The sequence below is a fragment of the Vreelandella sp. EE27 genome (genome assembly GCF_968206495.1).
On sequence record NZ_OZ309109.1, the window covers coordinates 2,083,642 to 2,109,294 of the forward strand.

Annotated in this window: 22 protein-coding genes; 8 read left to right on the top strand and 14 right to left on the bottom strand. The window is 61.9% G+C overall.

The annotated features are described in order from the left end of the window. Positions 1 to 89 precede the first annotated feature (89 nt). Together ACWHVV_RS10020 and ACWHVV_RS10025 are read right to left on the bottom strand one after the other, a co-directional pair. Positions 90 to 794: a pseudouridine synthase gene (locus ACWHVV_RS10020; protein ID WP_447926122.1), complete on the bottom strand. Its 705-nt coding sequence runs from the start codon at positions 792 to 794 to the stop codon at positions 90 to 92. Beyond that, positions 794 to 1,609, bottom strand: a complete 816-nt coding sequence (locus ACWHVV_RS10025; RefSeq protein WP_447926123.1) for an amidohydrolase — start codon at positions 1,607 to 1,609, stop codon at positions 794 to 796. Before ACWHVV_RS10025 ends, ACWHVV_RS10020 begins: the two co-directional genes overlap by 1 nt. Positions 1,610 to 1,682: 73 nt before the next feature. On the opposite strand from ACWHVV_RS10025, the gene rarD reads away from it, so the two are divergent. Further along, entirely contained in the window at positions 1,683 to 2,588 is a 906-nt protein-coding gene (rarD, locus tag ACWHVV_RS10030; RefSeq protein WP_447926124.1) for an EamA family transporter RarD, read from the top strand. On the opposite strand, the gene ACWHVV_RS10035 is transcribed toward rarD, so the two are convergent. After that, complete coding sequence (locus ACWHVV_RS10035; RefSeq protein ID WP_447926125.1) at positions 2,518 to 4,212, bottom strand: methyl-accepting chemotaxis protein; 1,695 nt, start codon at positions 4,210 to 4,212, stop codon at positions 2,518 to 2,520. The two genes, rarD and ACWHVV_RS10035, sit on opposite strands and share 71 nt — an antisense overlap. A gap of 233 nt (positions 4,213 to 4,445) precedes the next feature. Between ACWHVV_RS10035 and ACWHVV_RS10040 the strand changes: the two genes are divergently transcribed. From ACWHVV_RS10040 to ACWHVV_RS10060, 5 genes are all read left to right on the top strand, one after another. Continuing rightward, on the top strand, positions 4,446 to 6,146 hold the full coding sequence (locus tag ACWHVV_RS10040; RefSeq protein WP_447926126.1) for a SulP family inorganic anion transporter: 1,701 nt from the start codon (positions 4,446 to 4,448) through the stop codon (positions 6,144 to 6,146). Positions 6,147 to 6,248: 102 nt separating this feature from the next. Next, on the top strand, positions 6,249 to 7,361 hold the full coding sequence (locus ACWHVV_RS10045; protein ID WP_447926127.1) for an MlaE family lipid ABC transporter permease subunit: 1,113 nt from the start codon (positions 6,249 to 6,251) through the stop codon (positions 7,359 to 7,361). Next, on the top strand, positions 7,358 to 8,158 hold the full coding sequence (locus tag ACWHVV_RS10050; protein ID WP_447926128.1) for an ABC transporter ATP-binding protein: 801 nt from the start codon (positions 7,358 to 7,360) through the stop codon (positions 8,156 to 8,158). The genes ACWHVV_RS10045 and ACWHVV_RS10050 overlap by 4 nt, the downstream gene beginning before the upstream one ends. A gap of 5 nt (positions 8,159 to 8,163) precedes the next feature. Continuing rightward, entirely contained in the window at positions 8,164 to 9,105 is a 942-nt protein-coding gene (locus ACWHVV_RS10055; RefSeq protein ID WP_447926129.1) for an MlaD family protein, read from the top strand. Then, positions 9,102 to 9,722 carry an ABC-type transport auxiliary lipoprotein family protein gene (locus ACWHVV_RS10060; protein WP_447926130.1) on the top strand — a complete coding sequence of 207 codons (621 nt, stop codon included), beginning with the start codon at positions 9,102 to 9,104 and terminating at the stop codon, positions 9,720 to 9,722. Before ACWHVV_RS10055 ends, ACWHVV_RS10060 begins: the two co-directional genes overlap by 4 nt. 25 nt (positions 9,723 to 9,747) lie before the next feature. Here ACWHVV_RS10060 and ACWHVV_RS10065 read toward each other — a convergent pair whose 3' ends face one another. The 10 genes from ACWHVV_RS10065 to ACWHVV_RS10110 form a co-directional block, all read right to left on the bottom strand. Further along, entirely contained in the window at positions 9,748 to 11,568 is a 1,821-nt protein-coding gene (locus tag ACWHVV_RS10065; protein WP_447926131.1) for a protein kinase domain-containing protein, read from the bottom strand. A 31-nt stretch (positions 11,569 to 11,599) separates the two neighbouring features. Beyond that, on the bottom strand, positions 11,600 to 12,859 hold the full coding sequence (locus tag ACWHVV_RS10070) for a 2-oxo acid dehydrogenase subunit E2 (RefSeq protein ID WP_447926132.1): 1,260 nt from the start codon (positions 12,857 to 12,859) through the stop codon (positions 11,600 to 11,602). 16 nt (positions 12,860 to 12,875) lie between these two features. Beyond that, positions 12,876 to 13,853, bottom strand: coding sequence for an alpha-ketoacid dehydrogenase subunit beta (locus ACWHVV_RS10075; protein WP_447926133.1), 978 nt, complete (start codon positions 13,851 to 13,853; stop codon positions 12,876 to 12,878). Beyond that, positions 13,846 to 15,060: a thiamine pyrophosphate-dependent dehydrogenase E1 component subunit alpha gene (locus ACWHVV_RS10080; RefSeq protein WP_447926134.1), complete on the bottom strand. Its 1,215-nt coding sequence runs from the start codon at positions 15,058 to 15,060 to the stop codon at positions 13,846 to 13,848. Before ACWHVV_RS10080 ends, ACWHVV_RS10075 begins: the two co-directional genes overlap by 8 nt. Positions 15,061 to 15,243: 183 nt before the next feature. After that, positions 15,244 to 16,020 carry an ABC transporter permease gene (locus tag ACWHVV_RS10085; RefSeq protein WP_447926135.1) on the bottom strand — a complete coding sequence of 259 codons (777 nt, stop codon included), beginning with the start codon at positions 16,018 to 16,020 and terminating at the stop codon, positions 15,244 to 15,246. Further along, complete coding sequence (locus ACWHVV_RS10090) at positions 16,007 to 16,975, bottom strand: ABC transporter ATP-binding protein (RefSeq protein ID WP_447926136.1); 969 nt, start codon at positions 16,973 to 16,975, stop codon at positions 16,007 to 16,009. The genes ACWHVV_RS10085 and ACWHVV_RS10090 overlap by 14 nt, the downstream gene beginning before the upstream one ends. Further along, positions 16,972 to 18,156: an ABC transporter permease gene (locus tag ACWHVV_RS10095; protein WP_447926137.1), complete on the bottom strand. Its 1,185-nt coding sequence runs from the start codon at positions 18,154 to 18,156 to the stop codon at positions 16,972 to 16,974. Before ACWHVV_RS10095 ends, ACWHVV_RS10090 begins: the two co-directional genes overlap by 4 nt. Positions 18,157 to 18,171: 15 nt before the next feature. Next, positions 18,172 to 19,080, bottom strand: a complete 909-nt coding sequence (osmF, locus tag ACWHVV_RS10100; protein WP_447926138.1) for a glycine betaine ABC transporter substrate-binding protein OsmF — start codon at positions 19,078 to 19,080, stop codon at positions 18,172 to 18,174. A gap of 85 nt (positions 19,081 to 19,165) precedes the next feature. Next, positions 19,166 to 20,560 (bottom strand): cysteine--tRNA ligase, encoded by a 1,395-nt coding sequence (gene cysS / locus ACWHVV_RS10105; RefSeq protein ID WP_447926139.1) that lies wholly within the window; start codon positions 20,558 to 20,560, stop codon positions 19,166 to 19,168. A gap of 9 nt (positions 20,561 to 20,569) precedes the next feature. Beyond that, positions 20,570 to 22,249 carry a glutamine--tRNA ligase/YqeY domain fusion protein gene (locus tag ACWHVV_RS10110; RefSeq protein WP_447926140.1) on the bottom strand — a complete coding sequence of 560 codons (1,680 nt, stop codon included), beginning with the start codon at positions 22,247 to 22,249 and terminating at the stop codon, positions 20,570 to 20,572. A 201-nt stretch (positions 22,250 to 22,450) separates the two neighbouring features. Between ACWHVV_RS10110 and ACWHVV_RS10115 the strand changes: the two genes are divergently transcribed. Next, positions 22,451 to 22,948 carry a peptidylprolyl isomerase gene (locus tag ACWHVV_RS10115; RefSeq protein ID WP_447926141.1) on the top strand — a complete coding sequence of 166 codons (498 nt, stop codon included), beginning with the start codon at positions 22,451 to 22,453 and terminating at the stop codon, positions 22,946 to 22,948. Positions 22,949 to 22,961: 13 nt separating this feature from the next. Beyond that, positions 22,962 to 23,741 carry a UDP-2,3-diacylglucosamine diphosphatase gene (locus ACWHVV_RS10120; protein ID WP_447926142.1) on the top strand — a complete coding sequence of 260 codons (780 nt, stop codon included), beginning with the start codon at positions 22,962 to 22,964 and terminating at the stop codon, positions 23,739 to 23,741. Positions 23,742 to 23,816: 75 nt separating this feature from the next. On the opposite strand, the gene ACWHVV_RS10125 is transcribed toward ACWHVV_RS10120, so the two are convergent. Beyond that, the gene (locus ACWHVV_RS10125) at positions 23,817 to 25,637 is read right to left on the bottom strand and encodes a SurA N-terminal domain-containing protein (RefSeq protein ID WP_447926143.1); all 1,821 of its coding nucleotides are present in this window, start codon (positions 25,635 to 25,637) and stop codon (positions 23,817 to 23,819) included. Positions 25,638 to 25,653 lie beyond the last annotated feature (16 nt).

Genomic DNA, 25,653 nt, shown 5'->3' on the forward strand with positions numbered 1-25,653 from the left:
AACAGTTTGAGGTGCGAGTACCCGCGTTCATGAAAACCGGCTATAAAAAAAGCGCCCGTCAAGGGCGCTTGCTGGGGCATTGTAACGGTTTAGAACCTGGCGGCTTCTTCGGCGGTGAGTTCGCGCCACTCACCGGGGGCCAGGTCCTCGGGAAGCTCGATAGGACCAATGGCGTGACGGTGAAGCGACACCACCCGGTTGCCAAGCGCGCCGAACATGCGCTTTACCTGATGGTAGCGCCCTTCGGTCATGGTCAGCTTCGCTTGAGTGGGGCTGAGTAGCTCGAGCGTGGCCGGCGCGGTGGGCGTTTCGTCATCGTCCAGCAGGACGCCCTCGGCGATTTTCTCTACGACCCGCTCGGCGGCGGCGCCCTCAAGCGGGTCGGCCAGTTCGGCGATGTACACCTTCGCGCAGCGGTGCTTGGGCGAGGTGACCCGGTGCGACCACTGGCCGTCATCGGTCAGCAGCAAAAGCCCGGTGGTGTCTACGTCCAGACGCCCGACCGGCTGCAGGCGCTCGGCCTTGGGCAGCTCGATCAAATCGACCGCGCGGGGGTAGAGACCACGCCGGGCGGTACACTCGACCTCGGTCGGCTTATGCAGCATTACGTAGCGAAGCCCCACCAAAGCGAGCTTTTCGCCGTTTAACAGCACCTCGTCTTCGCGGGTGTCGAGCTGGGTCGAGGCCTGCTTGACCGGCGAGCCGTTCAAGGTGACCTCGCCGTTTTTAAGCGCGCGTTTGGCCAGACTGCGGGTAAGCGAGCTGGTTTCGCTGAGAAAACGATCAAGGCGCATTACTGGCCTACTCCTGATAAAAGTTCGAAACGGTCGGCGTCCTGCCAGGCGGGAAATTTTTCACGAAACCCGTCGAGCTCCGCTTTGTCGAGGGTTCCGGTTTCGATGAAGGACGCATCCTTGGGCCAGTCGATAAGCGGCTCGCCCTTGTAATCGACCAGCATCGAGTCGCCGCTGTAGGCCATGCCCTTGGCGTCTTCGCCCACCCGGTTCACGCCAATTACGTAAGCCAGGTTCTCGACGGCTCGGGCCTGAAGCAGCGTGCGCCAAGGGTTCCGACGCGGGGCGGGCCAATTGGCCACGCATAAAAGCGCATCGTACTCGAAATGCTCGCCTTCGCCGGGCTGCTGGCGTGACCACACCGGAAAGCGCAAATCGTAACAAACGCTCAAAAGGATTTTGAAACCCTTGAGCTCGACGATCTTGCGAGACGGGCCCATGGCGTAGCGCTCGTGCTCACCGGCCATGCGAAAAAGATGCCGCTTATCGTAGTGGTGAACCACGCCCTCGGGGGTCGCCCAAATCATGCGGTTGTAATACTCACCCTGATCGACGACCGCCACGCTGCCCGTCACGACACAGCCCCGGGCGCTGGCCTGTGCTTTTAGCCAGGCCACACTTTGGCTCTGCTCCATGGGCTGGGCCATTTCGCGGGAGTTCATGGTGAAGCCGGTGGCGAACATTTCCGGCAGGACAATGAGGTCGGTGTCGCGGCTATCGAGCTCGCCCAGCAGCTCTGCCAGATGGGCATGGTTGGCCGCCGGGTCCTCCCAGCGCAGATCGCACTGAACCAGGCTCGTTCTTAGCTCGGTCATGGTGCTTCTCCTTATCGTCCGGTGTATGTGAAGATTGTGTGATAGATTAACATTTTTCAATAATGAGGCTGCTATGCTTTCCCCGCCTGCTCGCGATCCTGAAGCTGTCAAAGGCGTTACCTTCGGCCTCACCGCCTACGTGCTCTGGGGCTGCTTTCCGCTCTACTTTGCGCTGTTCGAGGGCGTGCCTGCCCCGGAAGTCTTGATTCACCGCATTCTGTGGTCCTGCATTTTTCTGGTCGGGGTGATTACGCTGCTCAAGCGCTGGGCGCCGGTGGTGAGTGCTCTGAAAGCGCCGCGACGGCTGGGGCGGGTATTGGTCTGTGCGGTGCTGATCGGAATCAACTGGGGGCTCTATATCTACGCGGTCGAAAGCCGCCAGGTGCTCCAGGCAAGCCTTGGCTATTTCTTGACGCCGCTTGTCAACGTGGCGCTTGGCGTCCTGGTGCTGCGTGAAGTGATGGCACGGCTTCAGGTGGTGGCGGTCGGGCTCGCCAGCATCGCCATTCTGATTCAGTTCTTTATGCTCGGCGAGTTGCCCTGGATCAGCCTGATGCTGGCACTAAGCTTTGGCAGCTACGGGCTTTTTCGCAAGCAGGTGCCGCTCGATGGCCTATCCGGGCTTTTCGTCGAGACATTGGTGCTCTTGCCCCTGGCGCTGTTGGCGCTGACCTGGCTTAGCCTGCAGGGGGAATCGCACTTTCTCGCCGATGCGCCGCTTAGCGTACTGCTCATGACCTGCGGTATAGCCACCACCCTGCCCCTGCTCGCCTTTGCCGGCGCCGCCCGGCGGCTGCGTCTGTCGACGCTGGGCTTTTTGATGTATATCAACCCAAGTATCCAGTTTTTGATCGCGCTCACCATCTTCAACGAGCCACTGGGTACGATTCAGCTCATTACCTTCGTCATCATTTGGCTGGGGCTGGCACTCTACTCATACTCCTCGTGGCAGTCACGCCCGCGTCATGAGGCAAGCTAGTCAGTTCTTCGCTACTCGGGGTGGCGGCGCTCTTTGTGCCGCTGGCCTCCGGGCGCTGTGGCGGGTAGCCCACCCGAAAGCCGCCCCAGTGCTTGCCGTTGATGAAAATAGGCACCGAAAGGTCGTGCATGATTTCGCCCGTGTCGCGCTTGTAGGTTTGCAGCAGCAGTGCCTGGGTATGCGCGCCGCAGCGTTTACCGGTCGGGTCGTCGAAGATGCGTTTGCTGCGACAGTACTTGAGATCGAAGGCGTAGTCGCCGGTCGGGGCGTGGCTCACTGCCGCGTTGTGGGTCGGCACATAGCCCTGGCGGTCGCAGGCAATCGCGTAGCTTACCCCGTGCAAGGCCAGTAACGGCTCTTGTAGCGCCGGTAAGTGTTGGTCGGTAAAGGTATCGAACCCGGTGCGGTAAAGCGCTGGATTGCTCCCCGCCACCTCCTCGTATCGGGTTTGAAAGAGCGCCTCGGCGGTGAGCTCATTTCGAGCGATAGCGCCTTCGAACAGCGCGCCGATTTGATCCGCCGTGTGGCGGGCCAGCGTGAAGACGTCCTGATGGCGCCCTTTCAAGCGCTGCTGGGCGAGTTCGCCGTCCACCTCCTCCGCCGCGGCCATCAAGGCGCGCGCCTGACCGGCCAAATCGTGCATATTGCGGTTACCTTCGTCCGCATCCGCTTCCAACTGGCGCAAACTCTCCGCGACCGTCTGGCTATGTCCTTTGGTACTCGCCATCGATTGGGCGACACCGGTGATTTCCTGCTGCACCTGGTCGAACTGCCGGGTAATCAACGCCATGCTCTCGCCAAGCCGGGTCATCCCTTCAGAGCGGTGGCGAACCCGGGCCATCAGGTGCTGCATCGTGCTTACCACCTGTTGGCCGCTTTGGTGCATATCCTTGACGAGCGTCTCGACGCTTTGGGTCGCTGTGGAGGTTTTGAGCGCCAGGCTGCGCACTTCCCCGGCCACGACGGCAAACCCGCGGCCGTGTTCTCCGGCCCGGGCAGCCTCGATCGAGGCGTTGAGGGAGAGCAAATGGGTCTGCTCGGCGATCTCTTCGATCATCGAGGTCACGCTACGCACCCGTTCTATCTTCGCGTTGAGCGCCGCTAGCATCTCGAGCGCCTCGTCCGAGCGCGCCGCCACATCGCTCATGTCGGTGACGATCTCGGTCAGCTCATCCCGGTTTTGGTGCCCCGCATCCCGCGCGCTTTCGGCTAGTGAAGCGACCTGAGCGGCGCTGGTACTGACCTGAACGATGGCGGCGTTGATCGCGCTGGTGCTGGTGGAGGCCTCCCGCGCCATGCGTTCTTGCTGGGCCAGGCGCTGATCCATCAGATCGGCGTAGTGGGAGACTTCCGCCGAGGCGATTGCCGTACTGCTCGCCCGGCCCATTAGCCGATGCGCCATCGCCTTGAGCGAGGCGTAATCCTTGAGCGGTTTGATTCCCCGGGTACGGGCAAGGCGCTGCTGGTCAGCCAGGTAGACCGTATAAAGCGCCCCGGCGGTCAGCCCCGCTCCGCCAAGCAGTGCGCAAACCAGCGCCAGATACGCCCAAGGCTCGCCTCGAATCACCAGTGGAATGGATAGCCCCAGTAGCAGCAAAGGCGCGAGAAGCCGGCATAGCCACATAAGCGGTACTCTTTTCTAGTGGATGTTATTTTTTTGTTTCTTTTAAGCAGGCTAACCTTGATGAGCGCCAAGTCGATGAGTTTACCCCCTTGCTAGCAGTAAAGGAGTAACACTTTGGGGGAACATATTGGTTATTTTTTTAGGCCATGCCGCCATGATCGCTATAACGCGTTAATATAACCATAGACCTGAACGCTCGACGGTTTAAAAGATACTTTGACGGCACGGAGCTTATGTTCAAGCGCTATTTCCCCATTTTGACGTGGCTACCCCATTATCATCGACGGCTTTTCAGCGCGGACCTGCTGGCCGGGTTGATCGTCACCATCATGGTGATTCCACAGTCGCTCGCCTACGCGCTGCTCGCCGGGCTCCCCGCCGTCGTGGGGCTCTATGCGAGCATCCTCCCCCAGCTTCTTTATGCCCTGATGGGCACCAGCCGCACCCTGGCGGTCGGGCCGGTGGCGATCATCGCCTTGATGACCGGCGCGGCGCTCTCGAGCGTCGCCGCGCCGGGGTCAGAGGCCTACCTGGAGGCGGCGCTAGTGCTCTCGCTGCTCTCTGGGCTGATACTGGTGGCCATGGGCGCGCTGCGCATGGGATTTTTCAGCAACTTCCTGAGCCACCCGGTCATCTCCGGCTTTTTGACCGCCTCGGGCATTTTGATCGCCGCCAGCCAGTTGGGTAGCCTTCTGGGAATCGAAAGCAGCGGGTTCACGCTGGTCGAGCGCATGAGAACGTTGTTCCCCCACCTCCCAACGATCAACCCGTATACCGCGGCCATCGGCGTCGGCACGCTGGTGTTTTTAGTGGCCATGCGCCGCTACGGTAAAAGCGCTTTCACGCGGCTTGGCCTGCCGCTGGGGCTTGCGGATTTGCTAACCAAGGCGGGGCCGGTATTCGCCGTCGTCATCACGACTCTTGCGTGCTGGCATTGGGAGCTGGCATCGAAAGGCGTGGCCGTGGTCGGCGCCATTCCTGGCGGGCTACCCGCGCTGAGCCTGCCGCTTGGCGACGGCGCGCTCTGGAAAGCGCTTTTGATACCGGCGCTGCTGATCAGCCTGGTGGGCTTCGTCGAATCGGTCTCCATGGGCCAGATGCTCGCCGCCAAGCGGCGCCAGCGGATTTCGCCGAATCAGGAATTGATCGGGCTGGGCGCGGCCAACCTGGCCGCAGGGGTCACCAGCGGCATGCCGGTCACCGGCGGGCTTTCGCGTACGGTGATCAATTTCGATGCCGGCGCGCAAACACCGGCCGCCGGGGCCTTTACCGCGCTGGGTATCGCTATCGTCACCCTGGCGTTTACCGGCTGGCTTTTCTATCTGCCCATTGCGACGCTTTCGGCCACCATCACGGTGTCGATTCTGACCCTGGTCGATATCCCGATGCTGCGCCAAACCTGGCGCTATTCGCGAAGCGATTTCGCGGCCATGGCGGTTACGATCTTGCTAACGCTGACCGAAGGTATCGAGGCCGGGATCATTGGCGGCGTGACGCTTTCCATTGCGCTGTTTCTATACCGCACCAGTCGTCCGCACAGCGCGCTGGTGGGCCGGGTACCCGACACCGAGCACTTTCGTAACATCGAGCGCCACGATGTCGAAGCCCCCCAGAATGCCGCCCTGCTACGTATCGATGAAAGCCTCTACTTCGCCAACGCGCGCTACCTCGAAGATACCGTCTACAATCTAGTGGCCAGCCGCCCGGAGATCGAACACGTGGTGCTGATCTGCTCGGCGGTCAACCTGATCGACGCCTCGGCGCTGGAGAGTCTGGACGCCATCAACGCGCGCCTGAAAGATTCCAACGTCAAACTTCATCTATCCGAGGTCAAGGGCCCGGTCATGGACCGGCTCAAACAGAGCGATTTTCTCGAGGCGCTCACCGGTCGCGTTTTTTTGAGTACCTATGCGGCGTGGCGTGAATTTTCCTGAACGTTTTGAATAAACAGACAAAGACACGCCCGGTAGCCTTTCACTAACGCCCGTTTGAATGCATCATAAACGGCAGGATATCGAAGGCGTACGGGAGCAGGAATGCCAACGGAGTGGATTACCCGCGAGGGAGGGACGCTGACGCTGCAGGGTGAATGGACCCTCGAGCACTATAGCGCGCTTAAAGCGCGTCTTGCCTCTTACTCGGTCGAAAGGGAGACCGAGGTAACGCTTGGCGGTTTCGAGCGCCTGGACACCGCCGGGGCGGCGCTTTTGATCAACCTGGTCGGGATCGAGCGCGCCCAATCCATCGATGAGTGGGCAAGCGGGCTTCCCGCCTCGCAGCAGTCACTCATCCAGCGTATCGCCGAGGCGATGGACGTATCGCTCGCCCCGGCTATCGATACCCCCAACCGCTTCACTCGCGCGCTTGAAAGCATTGGCGAGCAGGTCGAGGGCCTTTGGCAGCAGCAGCGCGCCCTGCTCGGGTTTGTCGGCCTGGTGCTGGCGACCCTGCTTCCCGTGCTCATCAACCCCAAACGCTGGCGGATGACCGCCACCGTGGCCCATATTCAACAAAGCGGCCTGAACGCCGTGCCCATCGTGATTCTGCTGACCTTCATGGTCGGCGCGGTGGTGGCTTTTTTGGGGGCGACGGTGCTGCAAGACTTTGGGGCCACCGTTTATACCATCGACCTGGTCGCTTTCTCCTTTCTACGCGAATTCGGCGTATTGCTGGCCGCCATTTTGCTGGCCGGGCGAACCGCGAGCGCCTTTACCGCCCAACTGGGGGCGATGAAGTCCAACGAGGAGATCGACGCGCTCAAGGCGCTGGGCCTCGACCCAGTCGAGCTCCTGGTGCTGCCACGGGTTATGGCGATGCTGGTCAGCATGCCGATTCTGGCGTTTATCGGCATGCTCAGCGGCTTGCTGGGCGGGGCAATGGTCGCCACCTTGTCGCTTGATATCCCGCTTTCGCAGTTCCTGACGACCTTGCAAAAGGATGTCTCGGTCAACCACTTCCTGGTGGGGCTTGCCAAGGCGCCGGTGTTCGCCTTCGTGATTGCGGTGATTGGCTGCCTGGAGGGTTTCAAGGTGGCCGGTAGCGCGCAGTCCGTGGGCGCGCATACGACCTCGAGCGTGGTGCAGTCGATCTTCATGGTGATTCTGATCGACGCCCTGGCGGCGCTCTTTTTCATGGAGATGGGCTGGTGAGCCAGTACGATCGAGCCGAAAACAGCGACGAGCCGGTCATCCATGTACGCGGGCTGGTGAACCGCTTTGGCGAGCACGCCGTCCATGAGGATCTCGACCTGACCCTGAACAAAGGCGAAATTCTGGGTGTGGTCGGCGGCTCGGGCACCGGAAAATCGGTGCTGCTACGTAGCATCGTGGGTCTCAAACACCCGGACGAAGGCACCATCGAAGTGCTGGGTACCGATCTGGACACGCTCAGCAGCGCCGAACGCAGCCAGGTCGAGCGCCGCTTCGGCGTGCTGTTTCAACAAGGGGCGCTGTTTAGCTCGCTCAACCTGCAGGAGAATATCGCCCTGCCGCTGATCGAGCACGTCGGGCTTGCCCGGGAAGACGCCGAGTATCTGGCGCGCATCAAGCTCTCGCTGGTGGGCCTTTCGCCGGAGGCGGCGATGCAGTCGCCGGAATCGCTTTCCGGCGGCATGATCAAACGCGCCGCCCTTGCCCGGGCGCTGGCGATGGACCCGGACATTCTGTTTCTGGACGAACCCACCGCCGGCCTGGACCCTATCGGCGCCGCCGCCTTCGATCAGTTGATCGTGACCCTTCGCGACGCGCTCGGCTTTAGCGTCTTTCTCGTCACCCACGACCTGGACACGCTCTACGCCGCCTGCGACCGGGTCGCAGTGCTGTCGCAAAAACGCGTGCTGGTGGCAGACACCCTGGAAAACGTCGCCAAAACCGACGACGACTGGGTGCAGGAGTACTTCAACGGCCCTCGTGGCCGCGCCGCCGCCGCTTCATTGGATCAAGAGTAACGCTCATGGAAACCCGCGCGCATCACGTTCTAATCGGTCTTTTTACGCTGCTTACCGGGGCCGGGGCGCTCATTTTCGCGCTCTGGATGAGCCAGGTGGCCGGCGAGCAGGATTATCGCCCCTATCGCATTTTGTTCGAGCGCAGCGTCAGCGGCCTGTCGGTAGGCAGTGTCGTGCAGTACAACGGCATCGAAGTGGGCGACGTCACGGAGCTCTCGCTTGACCCGACCGACCCGCGCCAGGTGATTGCCGACATTCGCGTGTATGAAGATACGCCGGTAAAAACCGACACCCGGGCCAAGCTTTCCTTTGCCAGCATTACCGGCAGCATGTCGGTTCAGCTACACGGCGGCGGGCCCAATAGCCCGCGCCTCGACGCCGAATCCGACGACGCCGCCCCGTTCATCCAGGCCGATCCTTCGCCCATCGCCACGCTCATGGAAGAAGGTGAAGAGATGATCGACAACGTCAACGCGATTCTCGAGAACGTGAACCGGCTGTTCAACGACGATAACCGCGAACAGGCGGGCAACATTCTGACCGATATTGCCGAAATTACTCAAATGATCGCCTCCCAGCGCGAGGCGCTGGACGAGAATATGGCGCTGTTCGGCGATGCGACGCGCCAGGCAACGGCCACCCTCGAGAACATCGAAGTGCTCAGCCAGGAAACCACCCAGCTTGTACGCCAGGATGGCCAGCGCGTCTTCGACAGGGCGGCCAGCGCAAGCGACGATGTCGCCCGGGCCGCCCAGCGCATCGAGCAATTGGTCGACGATAACGCCGCGGCACTCGAAAGCACGCTGCGTAGCACTCAGGACGTTGCCCCGGCGCTATCGGCGCTTCGCTCCACGCTCACCACGCTCGACCGTATCACCCGCGACCTGGAAGAGAACCCCACCGACTTCATTCTAGGCCGCGACCGCGTAGAGGAGTTTCGCCCATGAAGGCCCCGATTACCGCTTTGCTGACGCTTGCCCTGTTGACCGGCTGTTCAGTGTTGCCCGATGCCGACCCGGCCACGCTCTACCGCCTGCCCACCCCGGCAAGCCAGGCCCCGGCGAGCAACCCGACGCTTGCAAGCCTGCGCCTCGGCGTCGCCTCGCCGGAAGCCAATCATCTGTTTAGCAGCAACCGTATCGTGGTTTATCCGGACCACAATATCGTCAATGTTTACGAAGGCGCGCGCTGGCACGAAAACGCTCCGGAGCTCGTTCAGACCCGCCTGATCGGCGCGCTACAGCAGAGCACGCTCTTCGAAAGCGTCGGTATCGACCGGCTGCCCTCGGATCTGCTACTGCTAAGCGAGATTCGCCACTTTCAAAGCGAATACGATCAGACCCCGCCGACGGCGCGCATTCAGCTCGATGTGCAGCTCGCCGATCGCCAGCGCCGCCCGCTCGCCAATCAAAGTTTTACCGCCCAGGCGCGGGCGGCAAGCGTCGACATTCCCGACGTCGTGGACGCCTTCGGGTCGGCAAGTGATACGCTCACCGCTGAACTCGTCGAGTGGCTGGGCGGGCTTTCCGCCCGCACCCTGAATGCTGACGAGGACAACCGATAACAAGCGGCGAAGCGCTCGGCGGGCTCTAAAGCGCCCGAGGGTTTTTGGGATAGAAGCGCTCGGGCTGGCGCTCGAGGTGGGAGAAAAACCGCGTATCCTTGTAGGGCATCTTCATAAAACCCGAGACCCCCAGCCCCTCGATCAGGCTGACCGCGTCGAGAATCCGATCGAGCAGTGCGCCAAAGGCGCGCTCTTGGCTCGGGTCCAGCAGCCGGTAGTAGCTGTGAATCTTGAGATGGTGCGGGTGGGCTTCGAAGATGATCATCCCGGTGTGGTGGATCTCGTTGAGCTTTTTGAGTAGCGCCATGATGGTCGCGGGCAGGCTCAAAAGCTCTTCCGGGTCCGGGCCGTCCTCGAAGTAGCTGTGCTGGCGGGTGCGGGCCTCCTCCGGCATGGCACTTAGCTCGAACCGGATGCGGGTATCGGGCTGGCGCACGAACGCATCGCTTTCCCGGGCGCGTTCCAGGTGCAGCGTTTGGCGGGCATTGAACAGGCAGCTTTTGAAGACCCCCTGGCGGTGAATGGCCCGGGCCAGGTGCACCATGTTGTTGACCGCCTGGGTGAAGGCGGGTTTTTGTGCCGGGTCGTGTAAATTGAGCGAGGAGTCGATGTAGATGCCTTGGGCTTCCCAACGAATCGCCAAGCCCCCGACCACCGGGTACTTGCCCAATCGGCTGACCGAGGCCAGAAACGCCTTTTCCGTTTCCCCCATCCCCTGCATGAACTGCTTATAGTAGCGGTCGAGCTGCACGTCGTTGACATCATTGAGCGTTTCTTCAGCGTTCACTTCGCGCAAAAACGCCTTGCGCGAGCTGTACACCACGGTGTCGATCTCGGCGTTGGCCGGGCGCACCCAAATCGGCACCAGCGGCGCCGCGACGTCCTCGGGCAAATCGACCATCACCGCCCGGGCCATGGTGGGCATCGCCTTGAGAAAGTAATCTCCGGCCTGGCGTCGTGTTACCGGGTCCGGGTCCAGCATGGCGTCCAGGGTGCGGGCGAATTCCACGGGAAGCCCGAGCGAGCTTGCCGGAATGGCGCGGTGACCAAAACGACACGACTGCGCCGAGGCGAGCGCATAGAGCGTGCCCGCCACGCCCTGCTCGTCGAAGCACGGCGACGAAAGCGCCCCATTTAGCTGCTCCTCGCCGATGAAGTAGACATCGCCCAGTCTTGCGTTGGTATGCTGCAGATGATTGGACATCAGCTCCATGACGTTGCTGCCCACCGGCTGAAGGTCGGCGCCGAGCTGGGCGAACACCGACGAGCCCCAGTCGATCAGCGCCACGGTTTCACTGTCGCGATCGAACACCAGATTCGACGGCTTGATATCGCCGTGCACCAGCGGGCGGCCGTGAGGGCCGGTTTCCTTGCGAAGCGCGAGGAGTATATCGGCAAGCTGCGCGGCGAGTCGTACGATCAGCCGCGGCGAAAGACGCCCCTGGCCAAGCGATACCGCTTCGAGATTCAGCCCCGGCGCGCGCTCCATCACCAGAATCGACTGGCCGCGAATACGCTGGTAGGAGATCAGCCGAGGAATGCGCGGATGAGTGACCTGGTCGAGCATGAACGCCTCCTCCTCGAGGCGCTCCTGCAGGTGAGCGGGCAGCGTAATACGCGAGAACTTGAATACGTAGTGCGCCGGGCCGTCAGGGGTGTCGGTGCGCCCGGCGAAAACGAAACCGTAGGCGCCCTTGCCGATCAGCTCGATGGCCTCGAATCCCAGTTGGCCAAGCTGCGCCTGGCATAGCGCTACCCAATCCTTGAGCTTGCGCGCATCCTGATGGTTGAGCAGATAAACCGACTGCTCCTCAGGAATATAGAACTGCTGTAGCGCCTGGGGCATCGCGTTATCCGTATAACGACACGTTCAAGGGTTAGCGCAGATGCAAGAGCATCGTCTCCGGCGCCTCGAGAAAGCCCTTCCAGGCGTTGCAAAACCGCGCAATGGTGCCGCCGTCGATAAAGCGATGATCGCCGGCCCAGGTCACCGTCATGAGCGCCCGGCGCTCGAGCCCCCCTTGGGCGTCGAAGCGCGGCAGCCACTGGGTCTTGCCGATGGCCACGATCGCCGCTTCCGGGGCGTTGATGATCGGCGCAGCGTAGGTGCCGCCCAGCGCACCGATATTCGAGATCGTGATGGTGCCGCCCTTTAGATCGGCCTGGTCGACGCGCCCCTCCCGGGCCGCTTCGGTCAACCGGGCGACTTCCTCGGCAAGCGCTACGAGGGTCAAGCCTTCGACCCCCTTGACGTTGGGCACCATCAGCCCCGCCTTGCCGTCTACCGCCATGCCGATGTTGCACGCATCGAAATAGTGAAGCGTGTCGCCGGCCTCGTTCAACTGGGCGTTGACGATCGGCGTCTGCGTCAGGGCCAGCGCCATCGCTTTCATGAAAAACGGCATCAACGTCAGACGCCCGCCGCTCGCTTCTACAACGGGCTTCAAACGCTCGCGCAGCGCCAGCAGCGCGGTGACATCGATCTCCTCGCCGTAGTGAAAGTGCGGAATCGTACTGGCCGCGTGCACCATGCGTTTGGCCATCGCCGCGCGCATCCCGCGAAGCGGCTCGGTTCGGCTGGCGCCGGGCGTAGCAGGTGGGCTTGCCGGGGCCTCTGCGCTCCCCCCTTCAAGATGCGCCAGCACGTCCTCTTTCAACACCCGCCCCGCCTTGCCGCTACCCGTGATCGCCGCAAGTTGAAGATCGTGCTCGCGCACCAGCCGGCGCACCGCGGGGCTTGCCGGCGTTTTTGCCTGAGCGCTCGAGACGTTGCCCACTTGGGCGGCCGAGCGTGGAAGCGGCGTCTCGGTGCTGGCTTTAATATCGACTTCGCCCTCGGGCGCTTTGTCTTCCCGCACCGGCGTTTCGGACTCATCCTCGCCGGGTTGGGAAGCCGTCTCGTCGTCGGCCTGGTAGGCGTAAAGCGGCGCGTGAACCCGGGCGATTTCGCCTTTTTTTACATGAAGTCTGGTGACTACCCCCGCTTCCGCCGCGGTGATTTCGACCAGCGCCTTGTCGGTCATCACCTCGACGATCGGTTGGTCTTCCTCGATACGCTCGCCCTCTTCGACGCGCCACTCGACCACTTCGCACTCAACGATGCCTTCGCCGATATCCGGCAGTACAAAATCGCTCATTGTTATTCCCCCGGCGCTAGAAGTTGACGCTTTCGCGAATCGCTTCAAAAATTTTCAAATGATCCGGCAGGTACTCTTTTTCGAGCACCAGGGGGAACGGTGTATCAAGCCCGGTCACCCGACGGATAGGCGATTCGAGGTACAAAAAGCAGCGCTCGGCGATGGTGGCGGCAATCTCGCCGGCAAAGCCACCGGTCAGCGGCGCCTCGTGGCTAACCACCAGCCGCCCGGTCTTGAGCACCGACTCCACCACGGTGTCGATGTCCCAGGGGGAGAGCGTGCGCAGGTCGATGACCTCGCAAGCGATACCTTGTTCTTCGGCAAGCTCGGCAGCCTTGCTGATCACTTCCATTTGCGCGCCCCAGCCCACCAGGGTGATATCGTTGCCCTCGCGGATGATCTCGGCCTCGCCAATGGGAAGCTGGTAATCCTCCTCGGGCACCTCGCCGGTCGAGGCCCGGTAAAGGCGCTTGGGTTCCAAAAACAGCACCGGGTCCGGGTCGCGAATCGCGGCGAGCAAAAGCCCCTTGGCCTGGTAGGGATTACGCGGCACCACCACCTTGAGCCCAGGCGTGTGGGTGAAGTAGGCTTCCGGCGACTGGGAGTGGTAGAGCCCACCGCTGATGCCACCGCCGTAGGGGGTGCGAATGGTCAGCCCACCCACGTTGAAAAGATCGCCAGAGCGGTAGCGAAACTTGGCGGTTTCGTTGACGATTTGATCGAAGGCCGGAAAGATGTAGTCGGCGAATTGGATCTCGGCCACCGGCACCGAGCCCTGCGCGGCCAGGCCGTTGGCGAACCCGATGATGCCTTGTTCGACCAGCGGCGTATTGAAGCAGCGCGCCTTGCCGTACTTTTCCTGGAGATGGCTGGTGGCGCGGAATACGCCACCGAACACGCCGACGTCTTCCCCAAAGCAGAGAACCTTGTCGTCCTCGGCCATGGCGGTATCGAGGGCGTTATTGATCGCCTGTAGCAGGTTCATTTTAGCCATGTTTCTGCTCCTGCTCTTGAGCGTCCGCCGAGGGTTCGATTTCCAGATCCAGCGATTTGGCGCCTCTGGGGTAGGCCTCGGGGTAGCGGCGAATGTGGCGCTTGAGCTCGTCGAGCTGGCGTTGAAGTTCTGGGGTGACATCGGCGTAGACATCGGTAATCAGCGAATCGAGCGGCTGGGAGCCGCGCTTTTCGGCGCGCTTCATGGTCTCCAGGATCTCCCGGCGCAGGCGCTCCTCTTCACGGGACTGCTCCTCGTCGCTCCACCACTGGTTTTGAATCAACCACTTTTTAAGCCGCAGTACCGGGTCCTTGAGCCGCCAGGTCTCCTCCTCGTTTTTACCGCGATAACCCGACGGGTCGTCCGAGGAGGAGTGCGCCGCCAGGCGATAGGACATGGCTTCGATCAGTACTGGCTTGTTCTGCTCCACCGCAATGCAGCGCGCCTGGCGAGTAGCCTCGAAAACGGCCAGCGCGTCGTTGCCATCGACCCGAATGACGTGCATGCGATAGCCCATCGCCCGAGGCGCGATGCCGTCGGCGGCGAACTGCTCGACCGCCGGGGTAGAAATCGCGTAGCCGTTGTTACGACAAAAAAAGATGACCGGGACCTGATGCACCGAGGCCATGTTGAGCGCGGCGTGAAAGTCCCCTTCCGAGGCCGCGCCTTCGCCGAAAAATGTCAGCGTGCAAAGGCCCTCACCGGCGAGCTTTTGGCCGTAGGCGTAGCCCGTGGCCTGGGGAATTTGGGTCGCAAGCGGCGAGGAGATCGTCATGTAATGAAGCTTGCGCGAGCCGTAGTGCACCGGCATCTGGCGACCCTTGCCGTAATCCAGCTCGTTGCCAAAAAGCTGATTCATGAACTCGTCGATGGTGAAGCCGCGATACAAAAGCGCGCCCTGTTCGCGGTACTGCGCCATGATCATGTCGGTATCATCCAGCGCCGCGGTAGCGCCGACGATAGCGGCCTCCTCGCCGGTACTCTGCATGTAAAAGCTCAGCCGCCCCTGGCGCTGGGCGGCCATCATGCGCTCGTCCAGAAGCCTTGTGCCCAGCATGGCTTTATATAAGCGTCTGGCGTGCTCGCGGCCGAGCGCCGGAGCGCTCGCGCCCGGGTAGAGCTCGCCTTCCGGGCTTAGCAGGCTAAAGGTCGGGATGGAAAATTCGTCGCCGGTCATGAAGGTCGGCTGATGATCAAAGCGTGTCATGATTATTGTCCTTATTGACCCCTTTTGAGGGTAGTGTTGTCGGTACCGGACGTTTCTGCCAGTGGATTTATCTGGCAGCGCTCGACGCAACACAAGGACAGTAACTCAGCAAAGCGACTTTAGGGATACAACTTAAGGCGGGGGTCCGGCGCCCTGGCAGACGCTGAATCAAACGCAGACGCCTTAATGTGGCAAGCGGCGGCTCAGCGTCTGTTGGAAAAGATCGAAAAGGCTATCGACGGTCAGCGCCAGCAGCGCAATCAAAAGCGCGCCCTGCAGCACGTAGGCCATATTGTTATTGACGATACCGGAGATGATCGGGTCGCCCAGGTTGCTCGCGCCCACCGTGGCGCCCAGCGCCGCCGTGGCGATATTGATGGTGATGGAGGTGCGCACGCCGGCCAAAATCACCGGAGCGGCCAGCGGCAGCTCCACGCGCCAAAGGATCTGGCGCGGCGTCATGCCCATGGCGTACGCCGCCTCTTTGGTGTTGGCATCGACATTTTGGAGTCCTGCCAGGGTATTGCGCACAATCGGCAGCAGCCCGTAAAGCATCAGCGCGACGATGATCGCCGGTGTGCCAAAGCCCAGTACCGGTACGGCAAGCGCCAGCACAGCGACCGGCGGAAAGGTCTGGCCCAGGGAAGCCAGCTGCCCGGCCAGGGGAAGAAAATCGCGCCCGCGCGCACGGGTCACGCCGATACCGGCGAGAATACCGATGCACACGGTCACCACGCCCGCTACGCCGACCACCAACAGATGGCGACCGAGCAGGTCCACGAAGCTCGCCCGCGAGTAGATCACCTGACGGGCGCCGGGCTCGACCCAACGGAAAAGAGCCTCGAAATAGGCCATGCCAAACACGCCAAGCGCGAGCAGCAGTGCCCAGCCCAGCGGGATAAGCCAGCGTTTCGACAACGCCAAGCGATGAGCGTCAGACGCGGCGCTATTGACCTGCACGGTAGCCTCCCCCGTCGGCGCGGGCCTCTTTGATCAACCGGCGCAGCGAGAGTTCGCCGATGGGCATGTCATTTGCGTCCACCACGGTGAGCCGGTCACTGTGATCGCGCAGCATCATCGAAAGGCCCTGGCGCAGCGTAAAGTCCGCCGGAATGCGCGAGTGGGCGGGAATCGACGAGCCCAGCGAGGTCATGTGATCCCGTACCCGACTCAAAGCGGCCTGCTTGAGCCCGCGCTCGATGCCGCCTAAAAGTGACTCCACGAACGGGTCATTGGGGTGTTGTAAAAGCGCCAGCGGGCTTCCCTGCTGCACGATGTGGCCGTCGCGCATGACCACCAGGTGGTCGGCGAGCTTGAGCGCTTCGTCCATGTCGTGGGTGACGAACACGACGGTCTTGTGCAGCTTGGCTTGCAGTCTTGCCAGCTCGTCCTGGAGCTTTTCCCGAGTGAGTGGATCCAGCGCCCCGAAGGGCTCGTCCATCAGCAGAATATCCGGGTCGGCGGCAAGCGCCCGGGCAACGCCCACCCGCTGGGCCTGCCCGCCGGAGAGCTGATGGGGGTATTTGTCCGCGAACTCGTCCATGGGCAGGCTAAAAGTGCCCATTAATTCCTCGACCCGAGCGCTCACCTGGTCCGCCGGCCACTTGAGCAGCCGCGGTACCAGGCCGATATTGCGCGCCACGCTCCAGTGGGGAAAAAGCCCGGTGCTCTGAATCACGTAGCCGATACGCCGCCTCAGCTTGACCGCGTCGAAACTCTCGACGGCCTGGCCGTCCAGCAGAATCTCGCCGTCGCTGTGAGGGATCAACCGGTTGATCATACGAAGGGTGGTCGATTTACCGCAACCGGAGGTGCCTACCAGCGCGCACAACTTGCCCGTGGGAATGCTCAAGGAGATGGCGTCGACCGCGGTCGTATCGCCAAAGCGCTTGGAGACGTTTTTAAGCTCGATCATGGCTGTCCTCCGTGACGGGTTATGTCGGCGAGCGCGCCAAGCCCGGCGTCGGCGATCAATGCCATGACGACGATCGGCAGCGCCCCGAGCAGGACCATATCCATGGCCGCCTGCCCCAGGCCCTGAAAGATGAACGTACCAAGCCCCCCGGCGCCGATCAGCGCGGCCACCGCCGTTAGCCCCACCGCCTGCACGGTAGTGATGCGTACGCCTTCCAGCAGCACCGGCAGCGCCAGCGGAAAGCGCACCTGCCAAAACCGCTGGCTCGGGCGCATGCCCATGGCCGTAGCGGCCTCCAGCGTATCCGGGCGCACCGCCCCCAGGGCGATGTAGGTGTTGCGCACGATCGGCAGCAGGCTATAGGCGATCAGCGCGATCAGCGCCGGCGTGTTGCCAATCCCGCTCACCCCCAGGTTGCCCAAAAAGGCCACATTGGCCCCCAGCCAGGCAAGCGGGGCCAGCAGCAGACCAAAAAGCGCCAGACTCGGCACGGTTTGAAAAAAATTGAGCAGCGCGAAGCCGACTTTCTGCGCCCGGGCGAAGCGGCGCATCAATAGCGCAAGCGCCAACCCCAGCACGATACTCACGCCGACCGCGCTTGCCACCAGCACGACATGCTGGGTGAGCGCACTGAAAAACGCCCCCTGGCGCGAGCGAAACTCCTGCACCAGGGCAAGCTCGCCCAGCCAATACCGCGCGCAGAGCCACCAGACCACCGCCACGCCCACCAGCAGCGCAGTGGTGGCAAGGCGCTTGATACCCAGGCGCAGACGAAGCTCCACCAGGCAGAGCAACAAGACGAACAGAAGCGTCCAGTACGCCGCACCGATCCCCAGGCGGGCCTGGGCGATGTCCGGGTCGATCAGAAAATGGCCCGCGACCATCAACCCGAAGGGCAGCAGCAACAGCATCAAAACGACCAGCAGCAGCATCGCCTGATAATTGACGCGGTTAGGCTTGAGCGCCAGGGCCCCCAGCGCTACCAGCAGCAGGGTAATGAGTACTGCCCCGGTCCTGCCCAGCGCTTCAATCAGCCCAAACGAGGTGCCGGGCACGATACGGTTGGGAGCGACGCTGACCACGCCCAGTAGCCACACCGCGGCGAGCATGGCACCGACCAGGGCCACCAGAACGATGTTGGGCGCTAACTGGCTACCACGAATGTCGAGAAAAGCCGCCATCCTCCTCGGCATCGATTAATCGCCCAGGCTATCGAGGTAGTCACTGGCGACCTGGTCCGGCGACAAACCGTTGACCGCTACGTCGGCGTTGAGACGCTGTAACGTCTCGAGATCCAGCGTCTCGAACACCGCGTCCAGGTGCTCTTCCATGGCCGGGTACGTGGCCAGCACGCTTTCACGTACCACCGGCGCGGGCTGATAGATCGGCTGCACGCCCTTGGTGTCCTCGAGCACGACCAGCCCCAGGGCGTTGAGACCGCCGTCGGTGCCGTAGGTCATGGCCGCGTTAACGCCGCTGGTTTGCTGGGCGGCGGCGCGCATGGTCGCCGCGGTGTTACCGCCGGAAAGCACCAGCAGTTGATCGGCTCCCAGCTCGAAACCATACGCCTGCTGGAACGCGGGCAGCGCCTGCTCGGACTCGACGAACTCGGCGCTTCCGGCAAACTTGAAATCGCCGCCCTGCTCCAGGTACTCGGCCAGGTCGTCGAGGGTGACCAGCTCGTTTGCCTCGGCGACATCGCCGCGCACGCTGATCGCCCAGGTATTGTTGGCGCTGGCAGGACGTAGCCAGACAAGCCCCTGCTCGGCGTCGCGCTCCCGCACGGCCTCATAGGCCTTGTCGGCGTCGTTCCAAACGGGGCTATCGGTCATATCGAAAAAGAACGCACCGTTACCGGTATATTCCGGGTAGAGGTCGATCTCGCCGGCGAGAAGGGCGTTGCGCACCACGCTGGTAGCGCCCAACTGTAAACGGCTCTGGGTGGGGATGCCTTCGCGCTCCAGGGTCTGGATGATCAGCTCGCCCAGCACCGCGCCTTCGGTATCGATTTTAGACGACACGATAACGGGGTCGGCGGCGTGGCTATGGCTTGCAGCGAAGGTAAGGGCCAAGCCGGCCAGTGCGGGTTTTACCATGGAGCGCATTGTCATCATCCTTTATTCAAGTGGCTCATCAAAGCGTTAAGTATAGGTGGCGTGCCGTCAAGCGCCACACCCTGACACTTGCGGATCAAGGTGCCTCGACCATCCAGGTGGTGCCTTCACGGGAGTCCTTGAGCACGATACCGCTGGCGGCGAGCTCATCGCGAATAGCGTCGGCCTGGGCGAAGTCCTTGTTGGCCTTGGCCGCCTGGCGCGCAGCGATCTTCTCTTCGATCTCGGCTTCGCTGATCGCGGCCTGAGCGGTGCCCTTGAGAAAGGCCTGGGGCGGCTGTTGCAAAAGCCCCAGCACCCCGCCTAAACGCACGAGCTCAGAGGCCAAGCGCGGTGCCATCGCAGGCGTTTCGGCTTTCGCGCGGTTGAGCTCGCGGGCCAGATCGAACAGCACCGCCAGCGCCTCGGGCGTATTGAAGTCGTCGTCCATGACGCTTTTGAAGCGGGCGTCGAACTCGCTTGCATCCGCCTCTTCGCTTGCCCCCTTTTCGAGCTCGACGCCGTCGAGCGCGGTATAAAAACGGATCAGCGATTTGCGCGCCTCGACCAGGGAACTCACCGAGTAGTTGATTGCGCTGCGGTAGTGGCTGGCGACCAGCAGATAGCGCACCACCTCCGGGTCGTGCTCGGTCAGCACGTCACGAATGGTGAAGAAGTTGCCCAATGACTTGGACATCTTCTCCTGGTCGACCCGGACGGCACCCGCGTGCATCCAGGTGTTGACGTAGGTCTGGCCGGTGGCCGCCTCACTTTGGGCGATCTCGTTTTCGTGATGGGGAAAGGTCAAATCCGGCCCGCCACCGTGAATGTCGAAGGTATTGCCCAAACAGCACGTGGACATCGCCGAGCACTCGATGTGCCAGCCCGGGCGGCCGTTACCCCAGGGCGACGCCCAATGGGCCTCGCTGGGTTTGGCGGCTTTCCAGAGCACGAAATCGAGCGGGTCTTCCTTGTGGGTATCGACCTCGACCCGGCTGCCCGCGCGCATGTCGTCGAGCTGGCGGTTATTGAGCTTGCCGTAGCTTTCGAATTTGCGTACCCGGTAATAGACATCACCGTTATCCGCCCGGTAGGCAAAGCCCTTGTCGATCAGCGTCCCGATCATCGCGATGATGTCATCGATGTGGCCGGTAGCCCGCGGCTCGCGGCTCGGTGGGAGTACCCCCAGGCGCGCCTCGTCCTCGTGCATGGCGTCGATCATGCGCTCGGTGAGCGCGCTGATGGATTCGCCGTTTTCATCGGCGCGCTTTAAAATCTTATCGTCGATGTCGGTGACGTTGCGTACATAGTTGACGTCATACCCGCGCGCGCGCAGGTAGCGGCTGATGACATCGAACGCCACCATCACCCGGGCGTGGCCCAGGTGGCAGTAGTCGTAAACCGTCATACCACAGACGTACATGCTGACCCGCCCGGCCTCGAGGGGCGTGAACGCTTCCTTCTGGCGCGTCAGCGTATTGTAGATATGCATAAACGCCCCTTAGCCTTTCTTCTGAATTTTCGCCCAGGTATCTTTCAGACCCACGGTGCGGTTGAAGACGAGCTTGTCCGGCGTAGAGAGGTGACGGTCGGCGCAGAAATAACCTACCCGCTCGAACTGAAAGCGCGACTCCGGGGTGGCGTCCGCCAAGCTCGGCTCGCCGATCGCCTGGCAAACGATTAGCGACGCCGGGTTCAGGTGATCGAGGAAATCGGCGTCCTTGTCCCGGTCGGGCTGCTCGACCATGAAGAGGTTGTCGTACAAACGCACTTCCATGTTCACGCCGTGGACCGCGCTGACCCAGTGGATCACGCCCTTCACCTTGCGATCTTCCGGGTTCTTGCCCAGGGTGTCGAAATCCACCGAGCAGCGCAGCTCGATCACTTCACCAGCGTCGTCCTTGATCACCTCGTCACAGCGGATGACGTAGCTGTTGCGCAGGCGAACCTCTTTACCCGGCGCCAGGCGGAAGAACTTCTTGGGTGCATCCTCCATGAAGTCGTCCTGGTCGATATAAAGCTCGCGGGTCAGCGGCACTTTACGCACGGCCATGTCGTCGCGGGCGGGGTGGCCCGGCACGTCATAGGTCTCTTCGAAGCCTTCCTCGACGTTGGTCAGCACGACCTTCAGCGGTTTCAGTACGCACATGGCCCGCGGCGCGTTGTCTTCCAGGTCCGAGCGGATCGCATGGGTCAGCATGGCGATATCGACCAGGCCACCGTCGGCGCGGGTCACGCCGATCATTTCGCAGAACTTGCGGATCGATGCCGGCGTATAGCCGCGACGGCGCATACCCGAAATGGTCGGCATACGCGGGTCGTCCCAGCCATCGACGATTTGTTCGTCGACCAACAGCTTCAACTTACGCTTGGAGGTCAAGGTGTAGTTGAGATTGAGCCTGGCGAACTCGATCTGGCGCGGCTTGTTGGGCACCGGCAGGTTGTTCAAGAACCACTCGTAAAGCGGGCGGTGATCCTCGAACTCCAGCGTACAGATCGAGTGGGTCACGCCCTCCAGGGCATCCGACTGACCGTGGGTGAAATCATAGGACGGGTAGATCTTCCAGGCATCGCCGGTTTGGTGGTGGCTTGCATGGCGAATGCGGTAGAGAATCGGGTCGCGCAGGTTGATGTTCGGCGAGGCCATATCGATTTTGGCGCGCAGCACCTTCTCGCTTTCGCCGAACTCGCCCAGGCGCATGCGCTCGAGAAGATCCAGATTCTCTTCGGCGCTGCGTTCCCGGTAAGGGCTCGGCCTTCCCGGTTCGGTCAACGTGCCGCGGTACTCGCGAATCTCGTCCGGGTTCAGGTCATCCACGTAGGCCTTGCCTTCACGAATCAGGTGCTGCGCCCAGGCGTAGAGCTGGTCGAAATAGTCGGACGCATAGCGCACCTCGCCGGCCCACTCGAACCCGAGCCATTCGACGTCTTCCTTGATGGCGTCGATATAGGCCTGCTCTTCCTTGGCCGGGTTGGTGTCGTCGAAACGTAAATGGCAGTCGCCCCCCAGGTCCTGGGCCAGCCCGAAGTTCAGACAAATCGATTTTGCATGGCCAATGTGCAGGAAACCGTTGGGCTCCGGCGGGAAACGGGTCACGATCTTGCTGACCTGCCCGCTGTCGATCTCGTCGCTTACCTGGTTGCGAATGAAGTTCGGCGCTTTGGTGGTCTCGTTGCTCATGGCGGTGTTGATAACCTCACAGTGGATGGCGTGCCGGCCGGCTGACGCCTAAGCTTCTAAAACCCGGATGACTAGACCCTAAGCATCTAGAATCCAAGCTAAAAGCCTTAGCGCTTCGCGGCGCCGGGCAAAACCGCTATTATAACGCGACGCCGATGCACAGCGCCAAGGCGAACGCTTTTATTCAATGGGAATTTATTCATGATCGTATTACAGACGAACTTTGGTGACATCACCGTCACGCTCGATTTCGAGAAAGCGCCCAAAACCGCCGCCAACTTTGAGCAGTACGTGCGCGACGGCTTTTATGACGGCACGCTGTTTCACCGCGTGATCGACGGCTTCATGGTCCAGGGTGGTGGCTTCGATCAGGATTTCGAACAGAAACCGACTCGGGATACGATCGAGAACGAGGCCGATAACGGTCTGGAAAACAAAATCGGAACCCTGGCCATGGCGCGCACCCAGGACCCGCACTCGGCTACCGCACAGTTTTTCATCAACGTGGGTAACAACAGCTTCCTGAACCACAGCGGCAAGAACCTGCAAGGCTGGGGCTATGCGGTATTTGGCGAAGTGACCGATGGTATGGACGTGGTCAACACCATCAAGGGCGTCAGCACCACACGCCGCGGTATGCACGCCGACGTCCCCGCGGAAGACGTGATCATCGAGCGCGCCTACGTTAAAGAAGATTGAGCCCGGGAGTCTTATGCGCACTCTGCTGGTAGCCGACACGCACCTAAGCGGCGATACCCCCGAGATCAATCAGGGGTTTTACCGCTACCTCGAACACACTGCCAGGGGCGCGCAGGCGCTCTATATACTGGGCGATCTGTTCGATGCCTGGATTGGCGACGATGTGTTGGATACGCCCCACCCGACCGCCGAGGTCGCTATTGAGGTCATCAAGCGCCTGCGCGCGCTGAGCGATGCGGGTACCGAGGTCTATTTTCAGCACGGCAACCGCGACTTTCTGCTCGGCGAGCGTTTTGTCAACGCCTGCGGGGCCACGCTCCTGCCCGAGGCATTGGAGACCGAGCTGCAGGGCTTACCGCTGGTGTTGCTGCATGGCGATAGCCTTTGCACCCAGGACGAGAGCTATATGGCGTTTCGCGCCCAGTCGCGAAACCCGCAATGGCAGGCGCAAATTCTCGCCATGCCGTTGCAGGAGCGCCTGGCGCTTGCCAAAAAGCTGCGCCTCGAGTCGGGCAGTGCCAACGCCGGCAAGCATGAAGCCATCATGGATGTCACCCCGGCCGAGGTGACGGCACTGATGAGCCGTTACGGGGTATGCACCATGATTCATGGTCACACCCACCGCCCGATGGTGCACGAGCTCACCGTGGAAGAGGTACCCGCCAAGCGCTTCGTGCTGGGAGACTGGAGCACCGAGCACGGCTGGGACATCGTCATCGAACCCACCGAAGGCGCGCTCGCTGTTCCCGAACTTCGCCAGTTTCCGCTCGCATCACCCCCGCCTGGCGAGTGATCAAGGTATAAAAAAGGTATAAAAAAAGCCGGCCCCAAGGGGTCGGCTTTTGCTTAACGTGCTTTTAATCGGCGCTTAGCGATCGATATCGGCGTCGTCTCTGAGCGAGGCGATCAGACCTTCGACGGCGGCCTGGGCGCGCAGCTGCTCGGAGATACGCGCGACGAAATCACTGGCCTCATCCCGCTCTTCGCTGCCGGCGATGACATCGTCGAGCGCCACGACGCTGACGTTCGAGGGCATCGAAACGCTAGCGTAGCGGCTTTCGCCCTCTGCCGGGCGTGCCATGCGGAATACGCCATCCACCAGCGTTGCCGGTAATGCCGTGGGCCCCTGGCGGGAGACACCCTCTGCCTGCTGCCAGTCAATATCGACTTCTTCGCCGGCTTCGAGCGCGGCAATCAGGCGATCGGCCTCTTCCTGAAGCGCCTGCTGGCGCTGGGAGGCGGCCACGAACCCTTCGATGTCGTCGCGTACCTCTTCGACCGGCAGCAGCGTCGCCTCGCGGTGCTCAGCCACGCGCAGGACCATGCGGCGGTCGTCGTCGAGCTCGATGACCTGGCTGTTGTAGCCGTCTTGCAGCACATCGTCGGTGAACGCTTCGCTCATGACGCCGGGCTCGGAGAGCACGCCGGTGCCGCCGTCTCGGGTAATCCAGTCGGTCTGAAAGAGCGTCAGGCTTAGATCTTCTGCCACGCTTTGCAAATCATCCGCCGCAAAGCTTTCGTCGATCAGGCGCTGCACCTGGCGGTTGAAGTCATCGCTGACCTCGTTGATCGCCGCCGTGTGCATGAGGGTTTCGCGCTGCTCTTCGAAAGACGGCCCCTCGATCTCGGTCACCTGTAGAACGTGGAAAGCGTCGCTCATTTCGACCGGCTCGGAGGTTTCGCCTTCGGCCAGGTTGAACGCGGCGTCGTCGAAGGCTTCGCCCATGATGCCGGGGGCGATGACGCCAAGGTCGCCACCCTGTTCGGCGCTGGCGGTGTCGTCGGAGTATTCCAGCGCCACGTCCTCGAAGGAGTCGCCCGCCTCGATCGCCGCCAGCGCCTGCTCGGCGCGCGTTTGGGCTTCATCGCGGCTGCGCTCGTCGCCGTAGGTAATCATGATGTGCGACAAGCGACGGTCGCTGGACTGACTCTGCGCGCGATAGGCCTCGCGCAGCGCTTCGTCGTCCACCTCGACATCGTCGGCCATCTCCTGGCGGTCGATGAGTACGTACTCGACTTGCACCTGTTCCGGGCGCTCGAAACGCTCCGGGTTGGCGTCGTAGTACGCCTGGACATCGTCGTCGGTGACGTTGGGCGCGAAGTCGATATCGCTTTGGTCGAGCATCACGTAGCGGAAGCTGCGCTGCTGATTTTGCAGCGCCAAAAGGCGTTCGCGCTCGTTGGGCAGCACGAAGTCACTCTGGGCGAGGCCCTGCTGGAGGTAGCGGCGCTTGAGATCGCCCTTCAGCTCTTCGCGAAACGCCACCGGCGTGTAGCCGGCCCGGCCAAGCTGGTTACGGAAAATATCCGCATTGAAACGGCCCTGCCCGTCCTGAAACTCCGGCAGGGTGATAATGATCTGATCCAACTGGTCGTCGGAGAGGTAAAAGCCACCCTCATCGGCATACTGACCCAGCAGTTTTTGCGTGATCAACTGGTCGATCACGTCGTTTCTAAGGGCACGCTCCTGCTCTGGTGGCACCTGACCCGAGCGTAGCGCACGCTGCACTTCAAGCTCTACCTGCTGGCGCATGATGGGCTCGCCGTTAACGCTTGCCACCTGGTTTGGGTCGCGGCCGAAGGCGCTGAATAGCGACTCCACGCCAAAAAGCGCCATGGCGGCCACCATGAGCCCAATAATGATTTTAGCGCCCCAGCTACGGGAGCCATTGCGAATACTTTGCAGCATGCTTGCCTCAGATCGT